Source organism: Maribacter hydrothermalis, assembly GCF_001913155.1.
GTDB lineage: Bacteria > Bacteroidota > Bacteroidia > Flavobacteriales > Flavobacteriaceae > Maribacter > Maribacter hydrothermalis.
Genome location: NZ_CP018760.1, coordinates 3595706 through 3621150, shown reverse-complemented (window position 1 = coordinate 3621150; position 25445 = coordinate 3595706). Strand labels below are relative to the sequence as shown.

The following is a 25445-nucleotide window of genomic DNA, read 5'->3' as shown; positions in this document are numbered from 1 at the left end:
GTTAAAACATGACAGACCTTAGTAAAATAAAATTGAACAGTATAGAAGAAGCAATTGCCGACATTCGTTTAGGTAAAGTCATCATTGTAGTAGATGATGAAAATCGTGAAAATGAAGGTGATTTTTTGGCTGCAGCCGAATTAGCTACTCCAGAAACGGTCAATTTTATGGCTACACACGGTAGAGGGTTAATTTGCGCACCATTAACGGAAGGAAGATGTAGAGACTTAGGATTACACATGATGGTGAGCACCAATACAGACCCATTAGAGACCGCATTTACCGTTTCAGTAGATTTACGTGGCAAAGGGGTAACAACGGGTATTTCAGCCGGTGATAGGTCTAAAACGGTAATTGCATTAACTGAAAACGACACTAAACCACACGACTTAGCTAGACCAGGCCATATATTTCCATTAGTAGCAAAAGAAGGTGGCGTTTTAAGACGTACAGGGCATACAGAAGCCGCTATAGATTTTGCTCGTTTAGCAGGATTACAACCAGCAGGCATTATTGTGGAGATAATGAATGAAGATGGCAGTATGGCAAGACTTCCACAATTGGTAGACGTTGCTAAAAAATTCGATTTAAAAATAGTTTCAATTGAGGACCTTGTTGCGTACAGAATGGAACACGACAGTTTAATTGACAAAGAAATTGATTTTGACATTACTACCCGTTTTGGAAATTTTAGATTAAGAGCATATAAGCAAACTACAAATAACCATGTTCACATAGCTCTTACAAGGGGCTCCTGGTCTTCTGACGAGAAAATTTTGACCCGTATAAACTCTACCCTAATCAACAACGATATATTAGGAACATTGACACATAACCCAGACGAAAAGCTAGAGGACATGTTCAAAAAAATAAATGAAGAAGGCAAAGGAGCCATTGTATTTATTAATCAAGATTCGGAATCACTTAATCTATTATCTAGATTAAGGGAACTTAAAGAGCTACAAAAACAAGGTATTCATAAAGCACCTAAAATAGAAATGGACAGTCGCGACTTTGGTATTGGCGCACAAATTTTACATGATTTAGGTATTCACAAAATGCGCCTTATGACCAATAGCACACAGACCAAACGTGTAGGTATTGTAGGTTATGGGTTAGAAATTGTAGAATATGTTGCCTATTAGTTATTAAGCGAATTTAGTTAATACATCTTTCATTTTAGCAGCACGTTCTAGAACTTGCTCTTGGGTCCAGCTTAGTTTTATTAGGCATGAAATGGTTCTACCTACCCATGCATCGGATTTCGAAAAATCGGATTTGGAATAATCTGGCAATTGATTTATAACCTCTTGCGGAAGATTACCTAAAGATTTTTTATAGGTTAAATGTTCCCATTTCTTATAGTAATGCCAGTTATTATCATACCAATAAAAACAAGCATCTACCCCTGCATCACCTAAAGCTGTATGTGCTTTTTTTGCTAATTCTGTAGTTGGTAAAAAGAAAGATATAAATGAATAGTTTTCAACTCCGCCATTTGGCACTTTCCTAAGTGTAATATTAGAAAGTGTTTCAATTTCTTTTCTGAAACTATTGTAATGCTTTTCTTGAATTTCTAAGAAATCATCTAAACGATTTAATTGCGCGCAACCAACAGCTGCATTCAATTCAGAAATTCTAAAATTATATCCTAAAAACGGATGTGTTTCTGTGCCTCTATTACTTCCTACATGGTCATGGCCGTGATCAGAGTAGTGGTCTGCATTCAGTTTATACTTTTCATTATTTGTAATTACCGCACCACCTTCACCACACGTAATTGTTTTTACATAGTCGAAAGAAAAACAACCTAAATCCCCGTAACTACCTAAGGGTTTACCATCAAAACTACCACCAATTGCTTGGCATGCATCTTCTAACAGCAATAAATCATGTTTATCACAAATAACTTTTAACGCCTTAAGGTCAGCCATTGAACCACACATGTGTACCGGCATTACCACTTTAGTCTTACTGGTAATAGCATTTTCTACAGCAATTGGATCTAAGGTTAAGGTGTCATCAACATCTACTAAAATTGGCACCGCACCCAATGCTAATATGGATTCAAAACTGGCCACAAAAGTAAATGTCGGCATAATAACTTCATCTCCTGCCCCTATTCCTGCACTGGCTAATGCAACCGTAAGGGCCGCTGTGCCGCTACTTACTACCTGGGCGTATTTGGATTGCATTCTTTTAGCCAAAGCTTCTTCAAGTTCAAGGGCTTTCCAATGGTTATTACGCATGCTATCAAAGCCATAACGCATTAACACTCCGGTGTTCAGCACATCTTGAACTTGACTTTTTTCTCTATCTCCAAATAATTCGAACCCTGGCATTTTTACTTGTTTTAATAGTTATACAAATCTTGTTTAAATTATCGGTAAAACCAAAGTTTTATGGCCAGTATCAATACCATAATAATAAGAAATTTTTTTACGAAACCATCACCCATGTTTACAGATATCCTACTGGCCACCCAAGCCCCACTACCATTGCCAATAGCTAATATTAACCCTATTTTCCAATCCACTTGGTCGTTCCATGCAAAAACAGCTAATGCAGAAACCATGTACATAAATACTACGGCAACCTTAGTTGCATTAGAACGTACCAAAGTCATTCTATTTACGTAATGTAGAAATAGCATAATAATAAAACCAATACCCGCATTTATAAAGCCACCATAAACTCCGAAAAAGAAAAAGGCAATAATACCAAGCCACAAATATTTTCCTGTAAGTCGCTCTTGAACTTCTTTCATCCCCATTTTTGGCCCAAAAGCTATAATAAGCACTACACAAAACATAACAATGGCCAATATTCGATTAAATAACGTACCACTTATATCTACCGCTAAATTTGCCCCAACTATAGAACCTAAAAAGGCAGAACAACCTAAATAAAAATTGAACGGAAATGTGGATACTCCTTTACTTTTAAAGCCTACCGTTGCCATAGCTGTTTGAAAAATTACCGCTACCCTATTTGTTCCATTGGCCAAGGTTGACGGTAATCCAAGAAAAATTAAAATAGGTAGCGAAAGTAGAGAGCCACCGCCTGCGACTGTATTTATAAAACCTACAATAAAGCCAACTAATATTAACAAAGGGTAGGCATACCATTCTTCCATTTTACAAAGGTAAACCGAATTTAACTATTGAAACTTCCGTAATTACCTTATCATAAAAAGTAAAAAAATCGACAAATCATTATACTAAAGATCTACTATTGATAAACTGAGTTAAAACCCTCATAGCCAAAAGACTCCATCTGCCCAAAGGCTTCTTTAACAGTTTTAACAGGAAGCTTACAAGTATTATTTTGACAAACATAAATAAAGGTTTCTTCGTCATCAAAACGATCTTTAAAGAGAGAAATATTGCTAGACACTTTAGACCCTACGAGTATTGTGTTTGCTAAATATGTGGCATTTAATTCGGCCATAAGATTTTCCGATGTATTGCCTACTACCACCACCTCATAAAAAGGATATGTTTGTTGCAAAAACAATGACCCCCACGTACCATAACTTATTGCCTGATTTTCAAAATCCGACACAAGTATTGCTCCCATTGAATTAGCCTTTTTTAAATACGGTTTATTATACTCTAAGTGACCAATTTTAAAGAAGTTCTGTGCCATAACCGCATTCGCCGAGGGTACAACACCGTCTGAAGTATTTATAATTTTCGGTACCAGTTCAGTTGAAATATTATAATAATACAATTCAGAATCACTTTTGTATTTTTCCATGGCGGCATTCATGAGGTTTTTTGAAGTATTCAAATAAATTGTATCTAAAGTAACTTCAAACAAGCCAAATGCACTTTTAGCCAAAAATGCATAATCTTCTAGAAAAACATCTTTCTGTTTACTATCTGTCGTATAAGAGTGAACCAAATCACCATTCTTAAAGTTGTTTGCATTTAAATAATTAAAAATAGCTATCGCCTCTGAAAGGTATTTTTTTTCTCCAAATGCTTTATATGCCTCAACTAATCCGTCTATCAAAAGAGCATTCCAAGAGGTAAGAACTTTAAAATCTTTTGTTGGCTTATCTCTTTTTTCACGTGCCTGAAACAAGGTAGATTTCCAAATTTCTATTTTCTTATTAAATTCCTCTTCACTCAATAAGGTCTCCTTTAGAAAATCTTGTTTTGAAATTGTATTGTTCAAAACAAAATTTCCATCTTCCCATACTTCATGGTCTTGAATATTATAAAACTTAGAAAATAATTCAATGTCATTTTCTAATAACGTATTCAACTCCTCTTTTTTCCACACATAATAAACACCTTCCTCCCCATTGGTATCTGCATCCATAGCACTAAAATAACCACCACCATCATTTCTCATTTCTCTCCGTAAAAATTTGAAGGTTTCTTCTACTTTAGCTTTATACTCGATATTCCCAGTTAATTTGTAAGCTTTGGACAATAAATTCACCAATTGGGCATTGTCGTACAACATCTTCTCAAAATGTGGCACCTTCCATGTATCATCTGTACTATATCTAAAAAATCCACCATCTACATGATCATAGATACCACCGTGGGTCACTTTTTCCAAGGTATTTAAAACATGATTTCTAGCGGCAGAATCTTGTTCCAAAACTGAAAAATCCAATAACATATTTAAGTTCGATGGTAAAATAAATTTCTGCTGTCCAAGATTACCTCCCCATTCAACATCCCATAATTTTGACCATTCATTAATTCCAACTTTAACCTTATCCGCAGTAACTACATTTGCCATTTGTTTTGTTGGTTGCTCATACACTTCCTGTACCCCAGATGCCAACATTGCAGCATATTCCTTCATTTTTTCGGGATTTTTGGTATATTCTTCACTAAATTTAGAAAGCACAGCCTTCCATTCCTCTTTCTCATGGTAAGTACCTAAATAAACAGGACTACCATTTGGCATTAATATAGCATTCATAGGCCACCCACCAGTTCCATTCACCAATTGCAATGCCGTTTGATATACCATGTCAAGATCTGGACGTTCTTCACGATCTACTTTAATACTTATAAACTTATCGTTCATCAGACTCGCCACTTCTACATCTTCAAAGGATTCCTCTTCCATTACATGACACCAGTGACAAGTAGAATAACCTACACTTAATACTACTAATTTGTTTTCAGTAGATGCTTTCTTGAATGCATCATTTGACCAGGGTTTCCAATTCACTGGGTTATGAGCATGTTGCAATAAATACGGACTAGTTTCATTTACTAAATCATTTGTATACGCATTACTTTCATGCTTATCACTTTTATCGTCAGGTTTATTTTGATTTTTACAAGATCCCAAAATGAATACATAAGCAAAAACAAAAAACAAGCTATTAATTCTCATACGGTCTAATATCTAATTTCAAAGATATATTTAATTTACAACTAAGGTTGACCTAGATTTTAATTATGAATTTTAACAAAAATTATTAAGAATCTTTTGAATATAAAGCACAAAGCCAATATCACCTTTCAAAGTTTACTGGAAACAAGAAAATATCTCCTTTAAAAAATGATAAACAATGAACATCTTCGGTAGGTGATTTCCCAAATTCAATTATTAAGTCCTTTTTTTTGTACAATCCGATGCATATTTCTTAAATACTCTTCGAGATTTAATGAGATAATCGATACTTATATTTACCATCCTACTACAATTAAGTAGTAATTTCATATCGCATATATAACAAATTGAAACTATTTAGGTTATAACACGGTAAGAGGAATATAGACAGATTAGAATGATAAATAAAAAGTATACTGTTTTAGGAGAAACCATAAAAAAAGGAAAAGGTGCCCAGTTAAATTTAGACATTGCAAAACTACATACGAGAACTAAAATAGAAGTTCCGGTAATTGTACAGCGTGGTAAAAAAGATGGACCTACTTTGCTTATTACAGGCGGTATTCATGGCAATGAAATAAACGGTGTTGAAATTGTTCGTCAATTGGTTTCTAATAAATATAATATGCCAGAATGTGGTATGGTTATTTGCATCCCGGTAGTGAACATTTTTGGTTTTTTAAACCAGACTCGTCAATTTCCTGATGGTAGAGATTTAAACAGAGTTTTCCCAGGTAGCTTACGAGGCTCTTTAGCAAGCAGATTCGCCTATCACCTTGTAAAAGATATTGCACCGGTTATAGATTATTGTATTGACTACCACACGGGCGGTGACAGCCGTTTTAATGCTCCACAGATTAGAATAGATAAGGATGATGCGGACGGATTAGCATTGGCAAAAATTTTTGGTGCGGAATTTATTGTAAAATCTGCTGGAAGAGAAAAATCGTTTCGAGAAACACTACACAAATTAGATAAAAAAGTATTGTTGTACGAAGGTGGAAAATCGTTGCATATAGATAAGGAAATTACCGATACAGGCGTAGTTGGTGCATTACGTATGATGCAACATTTGGGCATGCGCAATTTTGAAAAAGAACTAGCTCAATATCTTACACTAGAAACAACTCCTAAATTAGTGCATGCTTCAAAATGGTCTCGCGCTAAACATTCAGGAATGTTTCACCCAACGGTACATGTGGGTCAAAAAATTAAAAAAGGAGGCAAATTAGGGAGTATATCAGGTCCATTTGGTTATTTTGAAAAGAAAATTTTAGCTAAAAACTCTGGCTACATTATCTGCATCAACCAATCGCCGATTGTGAATCAAGGCGACGCAATTTTTCATATTGCATACGATGTGGAATAACTGTTTTTAAAATTTTAACCTTACTATTTCCTAAAACTCAAAACATTAAAGATCCGCTGTAATTAATATCGGCTATCTCATTGATTGATGGATCATTAACCGCCAGGCAATAACTAGAACAAAATAGCAATTACCTAACTCATAAATAGCTCCGATACCAAATAAATAAGATACTCAACCAAAAACACTGAATATCTCTTGTTTGTTTCGCAAATTTCAAAAATCGACATTATAAAGCACTAATTTTCATATTTTCAGTACATTAGAAATAAAAACTTTATCGCATTTAAGCACAACATTTGCTTAATTTAAAGTTAAAGATCCTCTGAAATTGAAATCCTGTATAACATTGATTACATTAGTGTTAAGCGTATTTTTAAACTCCTTTTTTCATGACGGAAATAGAAAAAAAATTAGATAACAAAAGTATAAGGCCAACCGCTATGCGTATACTTATCTATAAATTTATGGCAGGTAAAAATAGGGCAGTTTCACTTACCGATATTGAGAACGCCTTTGAGAAAGCTGAACGAACAACATTATATAGAACTTTAAAAACTTTTGAAGAAAAAGGGATTGTTCATCAAATAGATGATGGTACCAATATTTCAAAATTCGCACTATGTCAACCAGGCTGTAATTGTGATATTGACCAAGACCTTCACTTACACTTTCACTGTAGCCATTGCGACAAAACCATATGCTTAACCGAGCATAAAATTCCACATATAAATCTACCTAAAGGATACCTTGCCGAAGATGCCAATTTGGTCATAAAAGGTATTTGTGATTCGTGTAGTAATTATTAAATGCACTTCTGTTGCACTATTTCTTTTTAGACCTTGCCGCTGTTATGAAAAAGAAAAAAACAGATCTACAATCACTTACAAAACCCAAAAGTACATGCGCCCATTGTAGTGATGACGAACATACGCACGAAACAACGGCACATACGTCGAACTTTAAAGTATACTTACCAGCAGTTATCAGCTTTACTATGCTGGTCGTCGGTATAGCAATAGACTATTTTGATGCTTTGTCATTCTTCAAAGGTAATTTACGTTTAGCATGGTATATTATCGCATATTGTCCTGTAGGGCTCCCAGTTTTAAAAGAAGGTTGGGAAAGTATCAAAAAAGGGAACTTCTTTACAGAATTCTTTTTAATGGGTATTGCCACAATTGGCGCTTTCGGTATTGGCGAATATCCTGAAGGTGTCGCGGTAATGGTATTCTATGCTGTGGGTGAACTTTTTCAAAGTGCTGCGGTTCAGCGCGCTAAGGGCAATATTAAAGCTTTACTTGATCTACGGCCGGATCAAGCCTTGGTTTTCCGTGATCATAACTTTATTTCCATATCGCCAGAAGATGTCAAAATCGGAGAAATAATACAAGTTAAAGTTGGCGAGAAGGTCCCGTTAGATGGTATATTACGCTCAGGTAAAGGGTCATTTAATACCGCGGCCTTGACAGGCGAAAGCAAACCGGACACCATTAAAAAAGGAGATTCAATTTACGCAGGTAGTATTAATTTAGACGGAGTTATTGAAATTGAAACCACCAAGGTTTTTAAAGACAGTTCTATTGCCCGTATTCTAGACATGGTACAAAATGCCACGGCCAGAAAATCGAAGACCGAGCTTTTTATTCGAAAATTCGCAAAGGTGTACACTCCCATTGTTACGTATTTAGCTATTGCACTGACCTTTTTGCCTTACTTTTTTGTCGAAAATTATATCTTTCAAGATTGGTTGTATCGTGCGTTAATATTTTTGGTAATTTCTTGTCCGTGTGCTTTGGTAATTTCTATCCCATTAGGATATTTTGGCGGATTAGGAGCTGCATCACGTAATGGAATCTTATTTAAGGGAGCTTCATTTTTAGACACCATAACTAAGGTAAATACCGTGGTCATGGACAAAACAGGCACTGTTACCAAAGGGGTTTTTAAAATTAAGGATCTTATTAAAGATCAGAACTTTACCGAAGACGAATTCATGAAGTACTTGATCGCGATCGAAACGCAATCTACACACCCAATTGCAAAGGCTATTTTAGAATACAGGATAAATGAACATGCGTACAAAGCAACTAGTGTCACTGAAATTGCCGGTAAAGGATTAAAAGGAACGGTCAACGAAAAATTGGTTTTAGTGGGAAATAAAAGTTTGATGATTACAAACCAAATTGAAGTCCCAACAGAAACCGATGCCATAGTTGAATCTATAGTAATGATGGCTATCGATGGAAAATTCGCTGGTTATATTACCATTGCCGATGAATTAAAGGAAGATGCTTTAAAAGCTATTTCTAATATGCGAAAAGCGGGAATAGATGACATTATAATGCTTTCAGGTGATAAAGATTCCATTACCCAACAAGTAGCAAAAGAATTAGGAATAGATTGGGCAAAAGGCGGATTGCTACCAGAAGAAAAGCTGGAAGAAGTAGAAAAACTTAAAAAACGACCGAACGCCAAAATTGCCTTTGTGGGCGACGGAATCAATGACGCCCCAGTACTTGCGATTAGTGACGTAGGTATTGCCATGGGCGGATTAGGTAGTGATGTAGCCATTGAAACTGCCGATGTCATTATACAGAACGACCAACCTTCTAAGATTGCTACCGCTATTAAAATCGGTAACTCCACACGAAAAATTGTATGGCAGAATATTGCTTTGGCATTCGGGGTAAAACTTATAGTTCTCGCATTGGGTGCTGGTGGATTAGCCACTATGTGGGAAGCCGTTTTTGCCGATGTTGGTGTTGCCTTATTAGCGATTTTAAATGCGATTAGATTACAGAAGATGCAGTGGGATTAAATTAGAAAAAATTGTTACTTCGAGCGCAGTCGAGAACCTATAAGCTAGCATCTCACATAACGAACATTTCGACTACGCTCAATGTGACACGCTGACAATTCAATTGTCATTACTAACCTACTGATGTAATTTGTTTATTGGTAGTCGAGAATTCACATACTGCCTAATTTAGACAGGTTGTTTCGTCGCGAAAAAGCCCCTCGCAATGACATTTTCAATTCAACCTAATGTCATTTCGAGCGCAGTCGAGAACTTTTTAGTTAGAAGTCTAATAACAATCCGTTTTTAACTGCTCACTTTTTTCAAAGGTTTCAAAAGATATGGTTTTATTTCCTTCTAGCAAGTTCTCTAATACATCAAGAACATTATGTTGCATGGCTAGTGAACCGCAAATCATAATTGTACCACCTTGGTTGATGGTTCTTAAAACTAATTCCTTTTGCTCAAAAACAACATCTTGTACGTATTGCTTTTTCCCCTCTCTAGAGAATGAAGTAAATAGCTGTATATTTTCATTATTTAAGATTTCTTTTTCCAAAACGGAATTATAAATCTCCATAGAAGCCTTTTCACGCCCTCCCCAGAACATTGTGATATTGTTTGTTGCATTTTTTGAAATCATTCCTAAGAACGGAGCTATGCCTGTCCCGTTTGAGATGAAAATTGAATTTTTTGAATTTTCGGAAAAATGGAAATCTTCGTTCTCTTCTATTGCAGCTTTTAAAGTTTCACCTACTTTTAAATTAAAGAGAAAATTAGAACCCCTACCAAGTTCATGTTTTTTAATACTCAATAAAATAGATTCGTCAATTTTGGCAATTGAATATTGACGTACCATTTCATCATCATTTGGAAAAACTGCCAATAAATCGCCAGAAGTAAAATCAATTTTAGATTTTGGTTGTAAACGCAGCAAAAATGTATTATCGACATTCAAGTCCGTTCGCTGTAAAACTTCGAATTCAATTTTCTTATACTTCTTCTTTTTTAGAAGTGGTTTTTCTATGGGAATTGTAAATCCGACTTTGTTGTGAAATTGAATCATCCACTGTTCAAAAGAATTAAAATCGGACTTGTTAATTTTAAAAAGTGGCAATTGCTGATTAAAGTTTTCAGCTACCGATAATTGATTATCAAGTTCAATTGCGAATTGACAGTAATCGGGATAATCCAAAGAACCAAAACCAATAACCGAAAAATCTGTTATATTCGGTTGCTTTATCTTTGAAAATAATGCTGAAAATTTACGCGCATTCGTCGGTGGTTCTCCTTTGCCATAGGTTGAAGTAAACACAATTACATTTTTTACTTTTGCATAGTTGGTGTATTTATTAAGTTCCGTTAAATAGACCTTTTTCCCTATTTGCACTAATCCGTTATAAAAACGTTGTGCAAAATCGAATGCCGTACCACTCTCCGACCCTACTAAAATGACAAACTCACATTCATCTTTATCCGTCATTTTGGCAATGCGCTTTCCTTTCTTTCTACGCTTTAAGGTCATTACGAATCCCGAATACATAAAAAACAAAATAGACGCACTGGCAAGCAAAAGAACAAGAGACCAAATAACGTTACCTTCTCCTGTATGTAGAACCAAACTTAATCGCGAAGCTAAGGTTACAAAAGGATAATCGCCACTACTTACTATTTCACCGGTATGCTGATTTACCGCTACTTCCCTATTTTGTAAAGCAATGAGGTAGTATTCTTCGGGATCATCTGAAAAAGGAAATTCTACCTGACGAATATCTGCCAAAGACGTTTCCTTAAAAAAAGGAATATCTAAAATACTTTTGTATTCCTGCACAGTTTTGTTTACTGCTAGTTCTGTTTGCTGAACAACTGCATTAGGCAATAAATTAAATTTCTCGGCAGACAAATACACTCCGGTAAATGCCAAGATCACAATCGGAATAAAGAACCATCTACTTAAAACCACATGGTAGCGTAGTTCAAAATAGTCTTTATGGACTTTTGAAAACAATTTCAAGAATCCGCCTTGGCGCTTAGCTAACAGTATTAAACCTGTAACTGCAATAATAAGCAAGAGTAACGAAATAAGACCAACAAAAAATCGACCTATACTTTTAAGAAATAAAGAACGATGTACGTTAGTAGCAAAAGTGTACACGTGGGGTCGCTCTTTAACTTCACCCAATTGCTCACCCGTTTTTGGATTGAAGTACACATCTAAGGTTTCAATCTCCATGGTTAGGACAGAAGCCTTAACAAATCCTGAAGATTCTACTTCTAATCCTAATACCTCATCATAGGTACTCTTTAAGGCATCGATAGCAGTTGCCAGCGAGACTTCATTTAAATTTTCAACCGCATAGCCTTTTGCTTGGTGTGAAATGGGTTCAACTGCCAATATAATTCCTGTTACGGAAGCCACTATTAAAAACAGCGAAGAAACCAGGGCAAGCGTAAGATGGCTATAGCGCCAAATAGAAATGGTCATACGAAGTAATGTAGTTTTGTACTATTTAAAAACTTCCAGAGCATCAATTAAATATACTCTGAAAGTTTAATTGTGATTGCAAAATAAACATATAAACTAAAGCCTTATTTGGAGCGCGGTGGAGAACATATAAGTCGGTATCACACAACTTGTTTCAGCTACGCTATATATAACATGACAACTGTAAAACGTTATTACGAACAAAGTGAAGTAATCTATTACATGATAACCTAAACCTCACATATTCACAACTAATCGACAGATTACTTCGTCGCTAAAAGGCTCCTCGCAAAGACTTTTTAATTTAAAGCTATTACTGAGGCAGCATGCGTACGTAACGGATAAATCCTTTTCCTTCAACTTTGGTTGTTAAATTCTCCGTAGTCAAAGGAAACTGAATATCATCTGCATAATACCCTTGATCCTCCACCGAGGTTTCAAAACGCAAGTTGTAGCCTTTATCTATTTTATCATTAGGTATTTGCAAAACATTTAACGCACGTTCTCCTCCACTTATGGTTTCCCCCGAAATAGCATCAATATTTGGACGGTTTTTTCCATAAAATTTCCACCACTCGGTAATTTCGCTGTACCATTCATTGTCTTTACCTTGTACGTACAAGGTTTCCACATATTCATTATCGGTGTCAACGATAGATACGATTAAATAGGCACCTTCACCAGAATAATTGGTTAACTGAATAAGACATTTTACGGTGGTTTTATCAACTACGATAAATGCTGATAACAATGACCCAACCAATACTATTGCCGGAATAATTTTTAAAAATCTTTTCATCTTTATAATCGGTTTGATTTTTCTATTGCTTTAAAAAAGTCAATGACGTATTCCCTTTCTGTAACATTTCGTTTTCACTAGCTAAATCGTAAACAGTCTCTTCAAAATCGGTTTTACTATGCGCATCGGCGCCTTTAGCTAGTAAAAATTTAAGAAGTTTATCATTCTCCGCCTTCATTGCCGCTACGTGTAAAGCCGTCATACCCTCATCATTTTTCGCATTTACGTCGATATTAAATTCAGATATCTTTTTCAATAACTCAAGGTCATTTTTCTTAGCGGCAACATGATATAAGGTATTTCCCTCCCCTTGCACGGCATTCAATTTTAATCCTTTAGACGTCAACAAAGACAGTTTCGCATCAAAAGCATCTGCATTTCTTTTAGTATAAGATTCTGCCAAGAAATAAGCAGCAGTATTACCTGTAGCATCTTGGACATTGACTTCCGCACCGTTTTCAATTAAAAACCCTACAACCTTTGAATTGTTGTCATGAGCGGCCAACATTAATGCAGTTTCACCAGCTTTATTTGCGGTATTAAAATCCTGCACATCTTTAGCTAACAGTTGAACTATTGCAAGCTCGTTTCTAGCAGCGGCATTTAAGAACGGCGTATTCCCTTCTTCATCAGCTTGGTTTACATCTGCACCTGCTTTTAGGAAAAGTTCAAAAATTGCAGCATCTTTATTTCCAGAAGCCAAACGGTGTAAAGGTGTGCTTCCGCTAGTTTCTACAATATTAGGTTCCAAACCTAGACCTTTTAAGTAAACATAGACCGGAAGTCCATTACTAAAACCGCGACCACTTTGCGATGCGAACATAAAAGCATTACCACCCTTATTGTTCAACGATTTATAATCCACACCCTTTTCAACGAGCAATTTTAGAAAATCGATATTGCCTTTTTTAGAAGCGTAATTAAAAATTCCGTTTCCATCTTCATCTTTACTATCTAAAGCCAAGCCATTATCCAAAAAGAATTTTAAATCTGCTTCATTCTTTAAAGAAGGTGCTGCCAATAATAAAAGGTTTGCACCATGTTCATTTTTCTCTTCGACCAAGTTAACGCCTTTCGCCTCAAAAGCTTTATAAATTTCAGGGTTTGTAAGTCCCGCATTTGCACCAAAAGTAAGTGGCGTATAGCGGTGGCTATCCAAAGCGGTAACCGAAGCACCATTATCCAATAAGTATTTTACCAATTCTGCATCACCGGCATAACTTGCCCAATGCAAATAAATACGGCTATCATGTGTTTTCTTATCTACCTCATTACCTTCTAAGGATAGTAAGTATTTAACGACCTCGGTATCGGCTTTACTGGTAATCGCCAACGTAGTAGCGTCAAAAGAATTGGAGTCCATTACAGTTGGGTCGTTACCTTCGGCTATTTTCTGTTTTATGGTGGCAACATCAGGATTGCTTTTCCAGAAATTACGGTCCAACAATTCGTTCTTCTGTTGTGCTATACCTGTAAAGCTTACAAACAATAGGGCGGTTAAAGCTATTTGTGTTAAGGTTTTCATGTTTATTTTTTAAATATTAATCTTAATAACAATGGCAAAAATAAATTATTTTTATTTATTCTAAATAAGAATTGATTGGTTTTTATTTAAATTTTTGAGAGGTGATACTCCTATTCTTAAAATAGGTATTACTATATTTTTCATATCATTTTAAAACTGAATCTACATTTAGAAGTCTATTTTAAGTTGAATTATTTAAAAATAAGCTCGGCAAAAAAAAGTTCGTTTAATGGTTTTACGCTTAATAGTGCGGATACTATATGTACATCTGAAGATTTTCTCTAAAATAGCATTATTGAATTAAAGTCATATAAAAGATATATATAACATATGTGATATATTTCTTATATTGGAGGTATATATAACATATGTTATATATAAAATTGTTAGCAAAAATATTCAGGAACGTCAAAATCTGAACTGGAATCGAGCTGGCTAAACGAAATTTTTTTTAAGGAAAATCTGTGTTTTAAGTACAATACGCAATCGGAATTAAAAACTGTACGCAATCGGAATTTATAAACGTTGCGCTGTTGGAATTGAAAAGTAAAACGCAAAGTTTGCGCAGTCAGAATGGAAAAACTAAACGAGCCAAACGTGCAAAAGATTTTACGAATATTATGGAATCGTAATGGAAAAAAGAATTTTAAAAGCTGAACGCAATTAGTCTTGCGAAACGTAATCTGGGTATAAAAAAAATACTTTTGCTAACAACGGTAACCGTTGCACAAGCTTAAATTCTGAATAAAATCAACATAATAAAGCCTCTTTAAGAGGTTTTATTATTACCGGTTCAGTATTAGAATGTCACTTTTTGATGCCTTAGGAATACTGAAAACATATCTTGGACAGTACTTTTTATAAAGACCTTAAAAGCAAGCTTTGCTAGCCCACTATTTGAACGTTTCAGTTCAAATTTCAGGTACTTCTTAAGGTTATAGGCGATTGCGGAGAGGTGCATCACCTTGTTGGCCTGTTCCAGACCTATCGTATTTATCTTGCGCATGCCCATGAACTGGGTGAGGGTACCGAAAACGGGTTCTACGGTGCTTTGTCGTTTACCCTTCATATACCTGCCCTGTGGGCTCTCGACCCTTGCGATGTTCCGTTCGTATTCCGCCCGATAATACGTGACCGAGAACTGTTTCTCGTTGACCTTTCCAAGGCAGCTTTCCATGATCGAGCAGCCCTTGCAGATCTTGCTCGACGCGCGGTACGCCTTCTTTTTGGTCTTGGTCCGGCTGTCAAGGAACACTTTTTTGAAAGGGATCACCTTGCCCTGTGGGCATAGATAATTGTCGTGTTCCCTGATGTACGTAAACCCATCGGGACCACCTTTATAGGTGCCATGCGGTGGAATGAAACTTTTTAGCCCTTGGTTTTCCAGAAATGCATAGTTCTCCCCGCTACTATACCCCGTATCGGCCACGCAGTTTTCAAATACCAGACCTTGTTGCCATAATCTTCTTTGCAAGCGTTGTACGATATCCTGTAATTGCTGGTTATCCTTTCCATCTGCATGGTACGCCCTGATGTCGGTTATAACATGATGCGCCGTGTCAACACTAAGTTGAGAAAGATAGTTCAGCTTTCTGGCCTTGCCGGGTTTCACACTTATCCTGGCATCGGGGTCCGTTGGGCTATAATGTGTTTTGTTACTGGTGTACTTCGCACCTTTATTACCTGCACCGGGTCTTTGATCCTGATCCTTCGCCCACTTCTTGTTACGGCTCTTTATCGCATTCAGCTCCTTTCCACTTGCGGTAATACTACGATCGCCCTTATCCGCTTTATTATCCTTGGACTTACGGTGTGGCACTTCCCTGTCCATGGCGCTGATCGCCCGTATCCGCACCAAGTGCTCCTTTAGTTCTTCCTCGGGCACTTTCAGTTCCAAGGTATCCATACTCGCGTTCGCCTTTACCGGTGCCGAATCTATCGCTTGGGTATGACCACTTACCATTCCCTTTTCTATACACAACTGTAAAATATTCGTGAACACTTCCTCGAAAACGGACTCTGGAAACAGTTGGCGTGTACGGCTTATGGTACTGTGCCATGGAAGTTCCTCATCAATGTCATAGCCTATGAAATAAAGAATGTCCAAGCGCATCGAACAATGCGCAATCAGTTTACGGTCGCTGATAAGGTTCTCCAGATAACCCACCAGACAAAGCTTGAAGAACACCACGGGGTCTATGCTCTTTTGACCGCTCTCCCCATAATAGGGCCGAGTCAACTTATAGAGGAAACCAAGATCAAGGGCGGATCCCAAACGCCTGTAAAAATTGTTCTTCGGTATACGTTCACTAAGTTGGAAACTAGCGAAAAGCTTCTCCTGGTACTCCTTTTTTCCCTGCATACAACAAGTTACGATCAAATGTCCGATCGGCAAGGATCAGAGCTCGATATTTTTTATATCTTGTGCAACAGGCACAATGTGTATAATTCATTACTAGTTATAGCCTATTTACGAAAGTCCTTGCGGACTTTCTATCTGTGATTTATTTGCTAAATTTAGTGCTTAAACACGCAACGAAATCATACACTAGACCGATGATGTTGCATTCTCCTACGTCGACCCTATATGCTACATCTTGTTTGCCAACGCCCCAACTTGCCCACTACTAGCGTAGATGTCGCCCGCACAAAGGGAAATGCAACATTATCGCAGCGCTATGACAGATTACATAAAACCGTAGGATAAGCGATCTTTTGCCCAATACGACGCTTAACGGAAGAAAACAACCCAACATATCAAGTCACTATATGTAATCTGTCATAGCGCTGCGTTGCCATTCATTAAAAAACATCAACTTTTTTAGAAAAATCAAGTAAAAAACTTCAAATATCTGTTATAACGTGTTAAATTAGAGGTTAAATTTAACATGTAGTGACATGAAAATAGAAATGCCGCCCCAGTTTGATATAGATTATACAGATTATATCGACTCTATTGGTAATGATGATATCCTACCTTTTCTTCACGAAGCGGACAAAAGATATTTCTATTGGTCTGAAATCAAACACAGACCCAACATGCCATTCGATAGTCCAGAGAGCGCATGGAAAATGGTTAAAACACATAGAAAAATTTCTGGAAAAAGTCTTTACTTCCATAACCATAAATTTACTTATAATTTAACTTCATATATACAAAAAGATTTACATCTTTTTGATTTAAAACTGATTGGAGGTCTTTATAAAAATTCTATCACGCCTCAAGACCAACAAGAATATTTCAAGAATTCTCTGGTAGAAGAAGCGATAGCATCATCCCAAATAGAAGGAGCAGCCACAACGACAGATGTCGCTCGTGATATGTTGAAATCTGGACGAAAGCCAAGAAATGAGTCGGAACAAATGATAATCAACAACTTTCGGGCAATCCGAGAAATTGAAAACCGTTTAGATGAAGATTTATCAACTCAGTTGATTTTAGAAATTCATGAATTGATGACAACCAAAACCGAGGCAAGTAAATATGCCGGAAAGTTTAGAGACCATCCGGTTTATGTAAAAGACCATGTGGATGGAGAAATTGCATTTACAGCTCCAAAACATGAAGAAGTTGATAATTTAATAGAAAGCATAATCTATTTCATAAACAATGAAGAAGATTTTATTCACCCTATCATAAAAGCTTCAGTACTACATTTCATGATTGGCTATATTCATCCCTTTGGAGATGGAAACGGTAGAACGGCAAGAGCATTATTTTATTGGTATTTGATTAAAAAAGGATATACCCTTCTAAAACATATTTCAATCTCAAAAGCCATTCTTAATTCGAGAACCAGTTACGACAAAGCTTTTTTACGGACAGAAAACGATGAAAATGATTTAACTTATTTTATAATGTATTCTATGAAAAGCTTACGAGTTGCTTTTCAAAACTTAGTGAATTATAGAGATAAAAAAAGAGCGGAAAGACAGAGAGCTTCAGAACTCATGTATGAATTAGTGAAAAGTGATTTTAATAAAAGACAAGCGGACTTACTTTCATATTTATTCATTAAACCGATATCAGAAATAACAATACAAGCTTATTCTTCCAAACATGATGTTGTAAGGCAAACAGCCAGTAGAGATTTAACTGATTTGGAAGAAAGAGGTTTTTTAGTAAAACTCAAAGACGGAAAAAATATCGTTTATAAATTGACAAATAGAGCAAGGATTGATGAATATCTTGAAAGATAACGTTTTACAAAACTTAAATGTAATGCTGACATGAGATCTAAACCGAAAGGTTTGTGTATACCTGCTTAGTCAGCTGGCAAGCAATAAGCTTTTACTGCGCGCACATACGAAAACGGAAAGTTGCGTTGCAATTTTAGAAAAGCCTACAAATCACCTTAACCAGATTAATAAAATTCTTATAGAAATGATATAGGTTATAACTATTTTTATTCGATTTTTATAAGTCTTTATAACCAACCAACAACAATAAAAAATTAATGTTTTTATGAAGAAACTCATTTTTATCCTTTCCCTTTCTTTACTGGCCTGCACAGATGGCACTACACCTGAATTAACTGAAAATGCAAGTACAGTAGCACCAAAAAAAACCGACAAAATACAAGTTTTAAATGTTGGTTTTTTTCATTTTGGAACAACAAGTGATGCCACTAAAGTAGATTTCGACGAAAACAATGCAAAAGAACAAGAAGAAGTACGTGAGCTATCTAAGTTACTTTCACAATTTAAACCTACTATTATTTGCTTGGAATATACCCCAGAAATTGATGATAAAATAAATGAGGCATATCAAAATTTCCTTAAAAACCCAGATAAGCTTGATACGGAATATGGTGAATTAGGCATGGTGGGTTATGATGTTGCCAGAATAAACGGACTAAAAAAAGTATACGGTATTGATAACTACATTGGGTACAATTATAGCGTGGGAGATTTTATTGAAAACAGTCCTGAACTTACCAATGCCATTGATGCTGAAACTTATTTGGAGATTACGAATAATCCATTAAAAGAGCACCCTGAGTTAGATGCTCTTAATAAGAACTTCGATAGTTTATCGCTACTTGAGAAAATAAAACTAACGAACCATCCGGTAATGCTGGACTATTCTTTAAATACTAACGCAGACAAACTTTTTTATGTAGGTATAGATGACAATTTTGTAGGTGCTGACCAAGCTGCCCTATTCTACCAACGTAACATGAGAATATTTTCGAATCTTAACAGAATAAAAATGAAAAAGGCAGACAGAGTTCTTATTATTATGGGCTCTGCACATACCGCAATGTTACGTGAATTTATAAACAGGAGTCCAAAATTTGAAATGGTAAATACATTGGATTATCTAAACTAATACCAACTAAAAGAATCATTACATTAGAGACAGAGCTCATCATTAATAGATGGGCTTTTTTTATTCATTCCATACCATACCGTATTCCCTAACAAAAAGTTAAGTAGCGTTTTTCTTCAAATATAAAATTCTATATTGTTGATAATGTTGCTTTAAGGCACATAATTATGGTCAACTTTCATACGGAAAAACCAATTATTATTGAACCTAAATAACACCTATTGCAGAAGTATTTAAAAATTATACTACTTATTGTAATGTCTTGTTCTTTTGGTTTTTGTCAAGACAGCACTACCCTATTAAATGGGAGTGTGAAAAGCCCAAATAATGAAGTTTCCGATATTTTAATCGTTAATCTTAATTCTAAGATATCTACAATTACGGATTCCTTAGGTAGGTTTTCTATAACCGTTAAATTAAAAGATATTATAAGGTTTACTGCTGTTCAATACCTTCCAAAAGACATTAGTGTTACTGATGAAATTTTAGAATCAAAATCTATCATTATAACCCTTTCGGACAACGTTATTGATTTAAGTGAAGTTACCGTTACCCCATATAATTTAACGGGTAAAATAGATTTGGATATAGAACGCTTAGCCCTGGACCCCGCAGTTACTTCTTCTTCTTTAGGTTTGCCCAATGCAGATTTAGTTAAAATGACGCATAGCGAACGTCTACTTTTAGAAGCCGACCGAGGTAAATATATAAGTTTGGCCACTATAGATAACTACGGAAAAATTAATGAGATTCTAAGTCATGCATTTATTTCGGTTAGCATAAATACCCACAAAATAATGAACCGTGTTTCTGGCAGAACAAAATCGTTAGAAGAGAGGGTAGAACGTGATGAAAAAATGGAATTGGAGAAAGAAATCATCTCTAAATTTTCAAAAAAATCTATGTCCGATAGTTTTCATATCCCTGAAATACATATGGACGGATTTCTTACCTATTGCATATCTCAAGAAGACTTTTTAGAACTATCCCAAGCCGGGAACACGGTAGAATTATGGGATTATTTAAAGGATAAAAGTATTGAATTTAGGGAAGCGGATACGCTAAAACAATAAATTTTAAATGATTGACATACACCTTTATTATGTATATTTTTATTAGCTGTACGCAATGTAAAAAAACCGAATACAAATGATGAAAAGCATTTTAATAATATTTCTATTGCCACTTTTTAGCTTTTCCCAAAATTCTGAAATTAAACCATATATCGATTTTTTACAAAAAGTAGAAAAGAAATCTGCTAAAGATTACATCGTGGAACAGTTTAAGGAACACGACATTGTAATTCTGTGCGAAAGAGACCATAGTGAAATTTCACAATATGAATTGATAAAAGAAATTTTATCCGACAATTATTTCAAAGAAAATATAAGGAACGTATTCACAGAAATTGGAGTTGTTAATCTTCAACCAGAAATAACCAAATTTCTAAAGACACGTAATTTGGATAGTATTTATTTAGAAAAAAAACTTAATGAATATCAACAGAATTCTGAAATGTATCCTATTTGGGAAAGATATAGTTATCATTATTTTTTAAGAACTATATATGATATTAACAACAGCTCTGAAAATCAAATCTCACTTTACCCTTCCGATTCTGAATTTGACTGGAAGAAAGTAAAAAGTGTTGAAGATTACGCAAGGGAATATGAAATTGAAATTGAGCCAAGAGATAGTTTAATAGCTCAAAATATTATTAACCAATACAAAAAAATAAAATCCGCTAATAATAAAAAAGCACTAATCATCTTGAATTTCAGACACGCTTATAAAACACATTTAATTACTCCTAATGGCGAAATTGTGGAAAACGCTGGGAAATATCTATCTGACTATTTTGGACATAAAGCCGTAAGTATTTTAATCAATCGTCCTATTTTTTTCAGAAAAGATAATGATTGGTCTTACAAACTTATTCAAGATGGAAAATGGGATGCTACATTCAAATATTTGAATACTGAAGATAATGGTTTCGATTTTAATAATTCAATTTTCGGAAACGATATTTTCGATTTACAACCAACAAAAAATGAACTCAAGTACAAAAATGTATTTGATGGATTTGTATTTTATAAACCCATAGAAAAACATGATTTAATAGACTATTACAATGGTCTGATTTCGAAAGATTTTGAAAAAGAATTTTTTAGAAGACTACTAATTCAATTAGAATATTTTGAGAATAGTTCAATGTTAGAAAAACTTAAAGATGAAAATTTTAGAAAAAAATTACTAACCGAATTGAACACAAAAAAAATAAGAAAATATAGAAACTTCGAGTTTTTAATTGAAAGTAGAGACGCATATAAGATGGAATAAAGCATTACGTAAAACACCTGATGAATAAGTAGGACTTTAATTATGAATGTAGATGAAGATTATGAAAATGAGGACCCAAAAGTTTATAGAAATGTTTAAAAAAAGCCTAACATTTGTTCTTCCAAAGAAAACCTAAGTTAAGTTTGAAGAGATACAAAATAAATATCCTCAGGGCAAGCCCATGAGGCATTTATAGGAAGAAATATTTTCATTTCGAGACAAGCCTCGGAGCATTTAAATCTCGATTATCGAATAAAAATGCTATTGCCAATTCCCGCTTCCAGAAATCTTCTTAAATCCGTATCTTTCTAAATCAATTATAATCTTAAAATCGCAAGCCATGAAACACCTTATCACCGCATTCATTCTTACAGGATTATTGATTTCTTGTAATTCATCGGACAAAACAAAAACAACAACACAAGAAACATCTGATACAGAAACAACTGCAGAAAGTTTATCAACTGCAATTCCTAAAAATTTAAAAGCTATAGAAACCAATGAAGATTTAATTGCAACTTCGTTAATGGCGGCACCGGCAGAAAGTAGAGCAAAAAGTAAAGTTATCGGTTATAATATGGCAGGCGAATTTGTAACGCTAAAAGAGGGTGAAAATGAATTCATTGTCCTTGCAGATGACCCAAATAAAGACGGTTTTAATGCCGCTTGTTACCATAAAGACCTTGAACCTTTTATGGCACGTGGTAGAGCTTTACGAGCCGAAGGAAAGTCTTCTGAAGAAATATTTGATATTCGAGAAGAAGAGATGAAATCTGGTAAATTTACAATTACCCCAGGTGCTACCCTACATATTTACTACGGACCAAATACCACTTACGACCCAGAAACATCAATGGTTGATGGTGCTCAATTACGGTATGTAATTTATATGCCTTGGTCCACATCGGCCTCTACCGGCATACCAGAAACTCCATCGGCACCAGACCATCCTTGGCTCATGAATCCCGGTACTCACAGAGCGCATATTATGATTTCTCCGATGGCAAAAGATAAAAGTTAATTGACGAAAATAAAGACCGTTAAATACGAAAACGTATGGTAAAACGAATTTTAAATTACCTTGGCTGGACATTGTTCGCTATTCTATTAGGGTTTTTACATATGCGTATTGTTTTAGGACCAGTTTCCAAGTCCGAAACCAGTGAGTTTACGTTTTTAAATAGTATTCACGATTTTGTTTTACTTTATGTAGGTGTAATTATTGGTTGTATTATAGCATTACTCTTTATTTTATTAGATATTTTCTATCTAAAAAAAAGGGTACAAAACAATAACAATTCATTTCTGATCAGACTGGTAATAATAATTGCGCTTGCGATCATTGTTGGGGCTTTGCACTATATTCTTGAGACTATAGCCAATGTCATTTAAAGCATTATACAAATTGATAACTACACAAACGCTACCTTAGCAAGTATGAATACACTTGATATTAGAACAGTAGATGTTGTTCAATATTTACAGCCTTTGCGGGAAGGCGGTTCTATGCCTGCTATTGTAAAAGCAGATGACGATTTCTTGTACGTGCTTAAATTTAGAGGGTCAGGGCAAGGTAAAAAATCGCTCATTTCAGAATTTATTGGTGGCGAATTGGCACGTGCTATTGGTTTAAAAGTACCAGAGTTGGTATTTATGAATTTAGAAGATTCCTTTAGACAAACGGAACCCGATGAGGAAATTCAAGATTTATTAAAGTTTAGTGTTGGGCTAAATCTTGGTTTGCACTTTTTATCCGGTGCCATAACTTTTGACCCGTTAATATCAAAGGCAGATGCCATAACAGCTTCAAAAGTTGTTGTTTTAGATAGTTTAATAAGTAATATAGACCGAACGGCCAAGAATGCAAATCTCTTGTATTGGCATAATGAGCTATGGGTGATAGATAATGGTGCAAGCTTCTATTTTCATCATAATTGGGAAACATGGGAAAGTCATCTTTCTAGAACATTCCCATTTATAAAAGACCATGTACTTTTACAACAAGCCACTGCCCTAACTGAAGCTGCATCCGAAATTCAACAATTCATTACACTTGAAAAAATAACGGAAATAGTTTCAAAAATACCCGAAGATTGGCTAACGAGTGAATCCGATGTTTTAAATGCGAATGAAAAAAGGACGGCTTACATTAAATTTATCACTACTAAGCTATCTATGATCGATGTTTTAGTAAAAGAAGCGGAAGATGCAAGATAGACAAACATTTAAATTTGCGATAGTACGTATCGTTCCCAAAGTAGAACGAGAAGAATTCTTTAATGTAGGCGTTATTCTTTTCTGTAAACGAACTAAGTTTTTGGATATAAAATACCATATTGATAAGGAGAAACTAAAAGCATTTTCACCAGAAATTGAGTATGAAATACTAAATGATTATTTAAAAGCTTGGAAATTAATTTGTGAAGGAAACTCCAATGGCGGACCAATAGGAAAGCTAGATCTACCTGACCGGTTTGGGTGGTTAACAGCTTGCAGAAGCACCGTTATACAAAGCTCTACCACGCGTTCGGGATTAAGTTTAGACCCTGAAAAGGAGTTGGTAGACCTATTTAACAACTACGTTTTGTAATACCACAGGTAGTACGAATATTGGTCTGCATATTCAATGTATTAAAATGGTTAAGTTGATAAGCCTCCTTTGAAAAGTTTTAGAAAAATAAAATCTAACAGTTTTCATCCATAAGATGAATTGATTAAAAAATTGATAAGAAAACAAGATGCATAATTTATTATTCAATTTTATATCAAACTACCTTACCCTTGATGACGCTGAAAAAGAAAATCTAATTACCCTGAATATTTTTCACACTAAAAAAAAGGGTGCTATTTTGCTTAAGGAAGGACAACGTAGTAATGAAGGTTATTTTGTTCTAAAAGGATGCATTAGAACTTATTACGTTATTGACGGCGAAGAAAAAACTACAGCTTTTTATACTGAAATGGAAGGTGTTACACCACATAGTGTAATTAGCAAAAAACCGTCTGAACATTATATAGCCTGTAATGAAGATTCCATTCTAGTAATTTCTAACCCAGATATGGAAAGTGAAATTTTTAAGAAATTTCCAAAATTTGAAACCTTGTGTCGAATTTTATCCGAAGAGCTTTTAGCAAAACAACAAATAGATTTTGACCAGTTTAAAACATCTACTCCAGAACAACGCTATCTAAGTTTATTAAAAAATAGGCCCGACCTTATACAGCGCATACCACAACACCAGCTGGCTAGTTTTATTGGCGTAAAACCGCAATCACTAAGCAGAATACGTTCTAGAATTATAGATAAGAACGTATAATCTCCATTTCTTCACTTAAGTGAACGTTATCAACACGTTTTCATTTCTAGTTTTGCAACAAACTTAACCGATGCACATGTCGGTTTTAAATTTGACAATAGCAACGAC

Annotated in this window: 20 protein-coding genes; 13 read left to right on the top strand and 7 right to left on the bottom strand. The window is 35.1% G+C overall.

The genetic code is table 11. The features are described from left to right. Positions 1–8: 8 nt before the first annotated feature. Positions 9–1145, top strand: coding sequence for a 3,4-dihydroxy-2-butanone-4-phosphate synthase (ribB, locus tag BTR34_RS15535; RefSeq protein WP_068485096.1), 1137 nt, complete (start codon positions 9–11; stop codon positions 1143–1145). Between the two features lie 3 nt (positions 1146–1148). Here the strand turns inward: ribB and BTR34_RS15530 are convergent, their stop codons facing one another. The 3 genes from BTR34_RS15530 to BTR34_RS15520 all read right to left on the bottom strand — a co-directional run bounded on the left by BTR34_RS15530 (position 1149) and on the right by BTR34_RS15520 (position 5370). Next, a complete protein-coding gene (locus BTR34_RS15530; RefSeq protein ID WP_068485097.1) occupies positions 1149–2342 on the bottom strand; it encodes a DegT/DnrJ/EryC1/StrS family aminotransferase in 1194 nt (397 codons plus the stop codon). A gap of 38 nt (positions 2343–2380) precedes the next feature. Next, on the bottom strand, positions 2381–3136 hold the full coding sequence (locus BTR34_RS15525; RefSeq protein ID WP_068485098.1) for a sulfite exporter TauE/SafE family protein: 756 nt from the start codon (positions 3134–3136) through the stop codon (positions 2381–2383). 95 nt (positions 3137–3231) lie between these two features. Then, the gene (locus tag BTR34_RS15520; protein WP_082960180.1) at positions 3232–5370 is read right to left on the bottom strand and encodes a thioredoxin domain-containing protein; all 2139 of its coding nucleotides are present in this window, start codon (positions 5368–5370) and stop codon (positions 3232–3234) included. A 397-nt stretch (positions 5371–5767) separates the two neighbouring features. Here BTR34_RS15520 and BTR34_RS15515 point away from each other — a divergent pair, with 397 nt between their 5' ends. From BTR34_RS15515 to BTR34_RS15505, 3 genes are all read left to right on the top strand, one after another. After that, the gene (locus BTR34_RS15515; RefSeq protein ID WP_068485099.1) at positions 5768–6739 is read left to right on the top strand and encodes a succinylglutamate desuccinylase/aspartoacylase family protein; all 972 of its coding nucleotides are present in this window, start codon (positions 5768–5770) and stop codon (positions 6737–6739) included. Between the two features lie 392 nt (positions 6740–7131). Continuing rightward, complete coding sequence (locus tag BTR34_RS15510) at positions 7132–7548, top strand: Fur family transcriptional regulator (RefSeq protein WP_068485100.1); 417 nt, start codon at positions 7132–7134, stop codon at positions 7546–7548. Between the two features lie 44 nt (positions 7549–7592). Then, a complete protein-coding gene (locus tag BTR34_RS15505) occupies positions 7593–9560 on the top strand; it encodes a heavy metal translocating P-type ATPase (RefSeq protein ID WP_068485106.1) in 1968 nt (655 codons plus the stop codon). A gap of 268 nt (positions 9561–9828) precedes the next feature. Here the strand turns inward: BTR34_RS15505 and BTR34_RS15500 are convergent, their stop codons facing one another. The 4 genes from BTR34_RS15500 to BTR34_RS15485 form a co-directional block, all read right to left on the bottom strand. Continuing rightward, positions 9829–12024, bottom strand: a complete 2196-nt coding sequence (locus BTR34_RS15500) for a PepSY domain-containing protein (RefSeq protein WP_068485101.1) — start codon at positions 12022–12024, stop codon at positions 9829–9831. A 313-nt stretch (positions 12025–12337) separates the two neighbouring features. Next, the gene (locus tag BTR34_RS15495) at positions 12338–12823 is read right to left on the bottom strand and encodes a DUF2271 domain-containing protein (RefSeq protein ID WP_197496173.1); all 486 of its coding nucleotides are present in this window, start codon (positions 12821–12823) and stop codon (positions 12338–12340) included. A gap of 22 nt (positions 12824–12845) precedes the next feature. After that, positions 12846–14348: an ankyrin repeat domain-containing protein gene (locus tag BTR34_RS15490; protein ID WP_068485103.1), complete on the bottom strand. Its 1503-nt coding sequence runs from the start codon at positions 14346–14348 to the stop codon at positions 12846–12848. A 799-nt stretch (positions 14349–15147) separates the two neighbouring features. Beyond that, positions 15148–16710 carry an IS1182 family transposase gene (locus BTR34_RS15485; protein ID WP_068485162.1) on the bottom strand — a complete coding sequence of 521 codons (1563 nt, stop codon included), beginning with the start codon at positions 16708–16710 and terminating at the stop codon, positions 15148–15150. Between the two features lie 536 nt (positions 16711–17246). On the opposite strand from BTR34_RS15485, the gene BTR34_RS15480 reads away from it, so the two are divergent. The 9 genes from BTR34_RS15480 to BTR34_RS15440 all read left to right on the top strand — a co-directional run bounded on the left by BTR34_RS15480 (position 17247) and on the right by BTR34_RS15440 (position 25337). Next, positions 17247–18548 (top strand): Fic family protein, encoded by a 1302-nt coding sequence (locus tag BTR34_RS15480; protein ID WP_068483201.1) that lies wholly within the window; start codon positions 17247–17249, stop codon positions 18546–18548. Between the two features lie 265 nt (positions 18549–18813). Next, positions 18814–19680 (top strand): DUF5694 domain-containing protein, encoded by an 867-nt coding sequence (locus BTR34_RS15475; RefSeq protein WP_082960129.1) that lies wholly within the window; start codon positions 18814–18816, stop codon positions 19678–19680. A 221-nt stretch (positions 19681–19901) separates the two neighbouring features. Further along, complete coding sequence (locus BTR34_RS15470) at positions 19902–20753, top strand: hypothetical protein (RefSeq protein WP_157483783.1); 852 nt, start codon at positions 19902–19904, stop codon at positions 20751–20753. A 76-nt stretch (positions 20754–20829) separates the two neighbouring features. Then, positions 20830–22020: a hypothetical protein gene (locus BTR34_RS15465; protein WP_068483207.1), complete on the top strand. Its 1191-nt coding sequence runs from the start codon at positions 20830–20832 to the stop codon at positions 22018–22020. Between the two features lie 340 nt (positions 22021–22360). Further along, positions 22361–23041: a hypothetical protein gene (locus tag BTR34_RS15460; RefSeq protein WP_068483209.1), complete on the top strand. Its 681-nt coding sequence runs from the start codon at positions 22361–22363 to the stop codon at positions 23039–23041. Between the two features lie 35 nt (positions 23042–23076). Next, positions 23077–23412, top strand: a complete 336-nt coding sequence (locus BTR34_RS15455; protein WP_068483211.1) for a hypothetical protein — start codon at positions 23077–23079, stop codon at positions 23410–23412. Positions 23413–23457: 45 nt separating this feature from the next. Then, positions 23458–24237, top strand: a complete 780-nt coding sequence (locus BTR34_RS15450; RefSeq protein ID WP_068483214.1) for a HipA family kinase — start codon at positions 23458–23460, stop codon at positions 24235–24237. Then, on the top strand, positions 24227–24610 hold the full coding sequence (locus BTR34_RS15445) for a DUF3037 domain-containing protein (RefSeq protein WP_068483217.1): 384 nt from the start codon (positions 24227–24229) through the stop codon (positions 24608–24610). The genes BTR34_RS15450 and BTR34_RS15445 overlap by 11 nt, the downstream gene beginning before the upstream one ends. Positions 24611–24758: 148 nt before the next feature. Then, positions 24759–25337 (top strand): Crp/Fnr family transcriptional regulator, encoded by a 579-nt coding sequence (locus BTR34_RS15440; RefSeq protein WP_068483220.1) that lies wholly within the window; start codon positions 24759–24761, stop codon positions 25335–25337. Positions 25338–25445 lie beyond the last annotated feature (108 nt).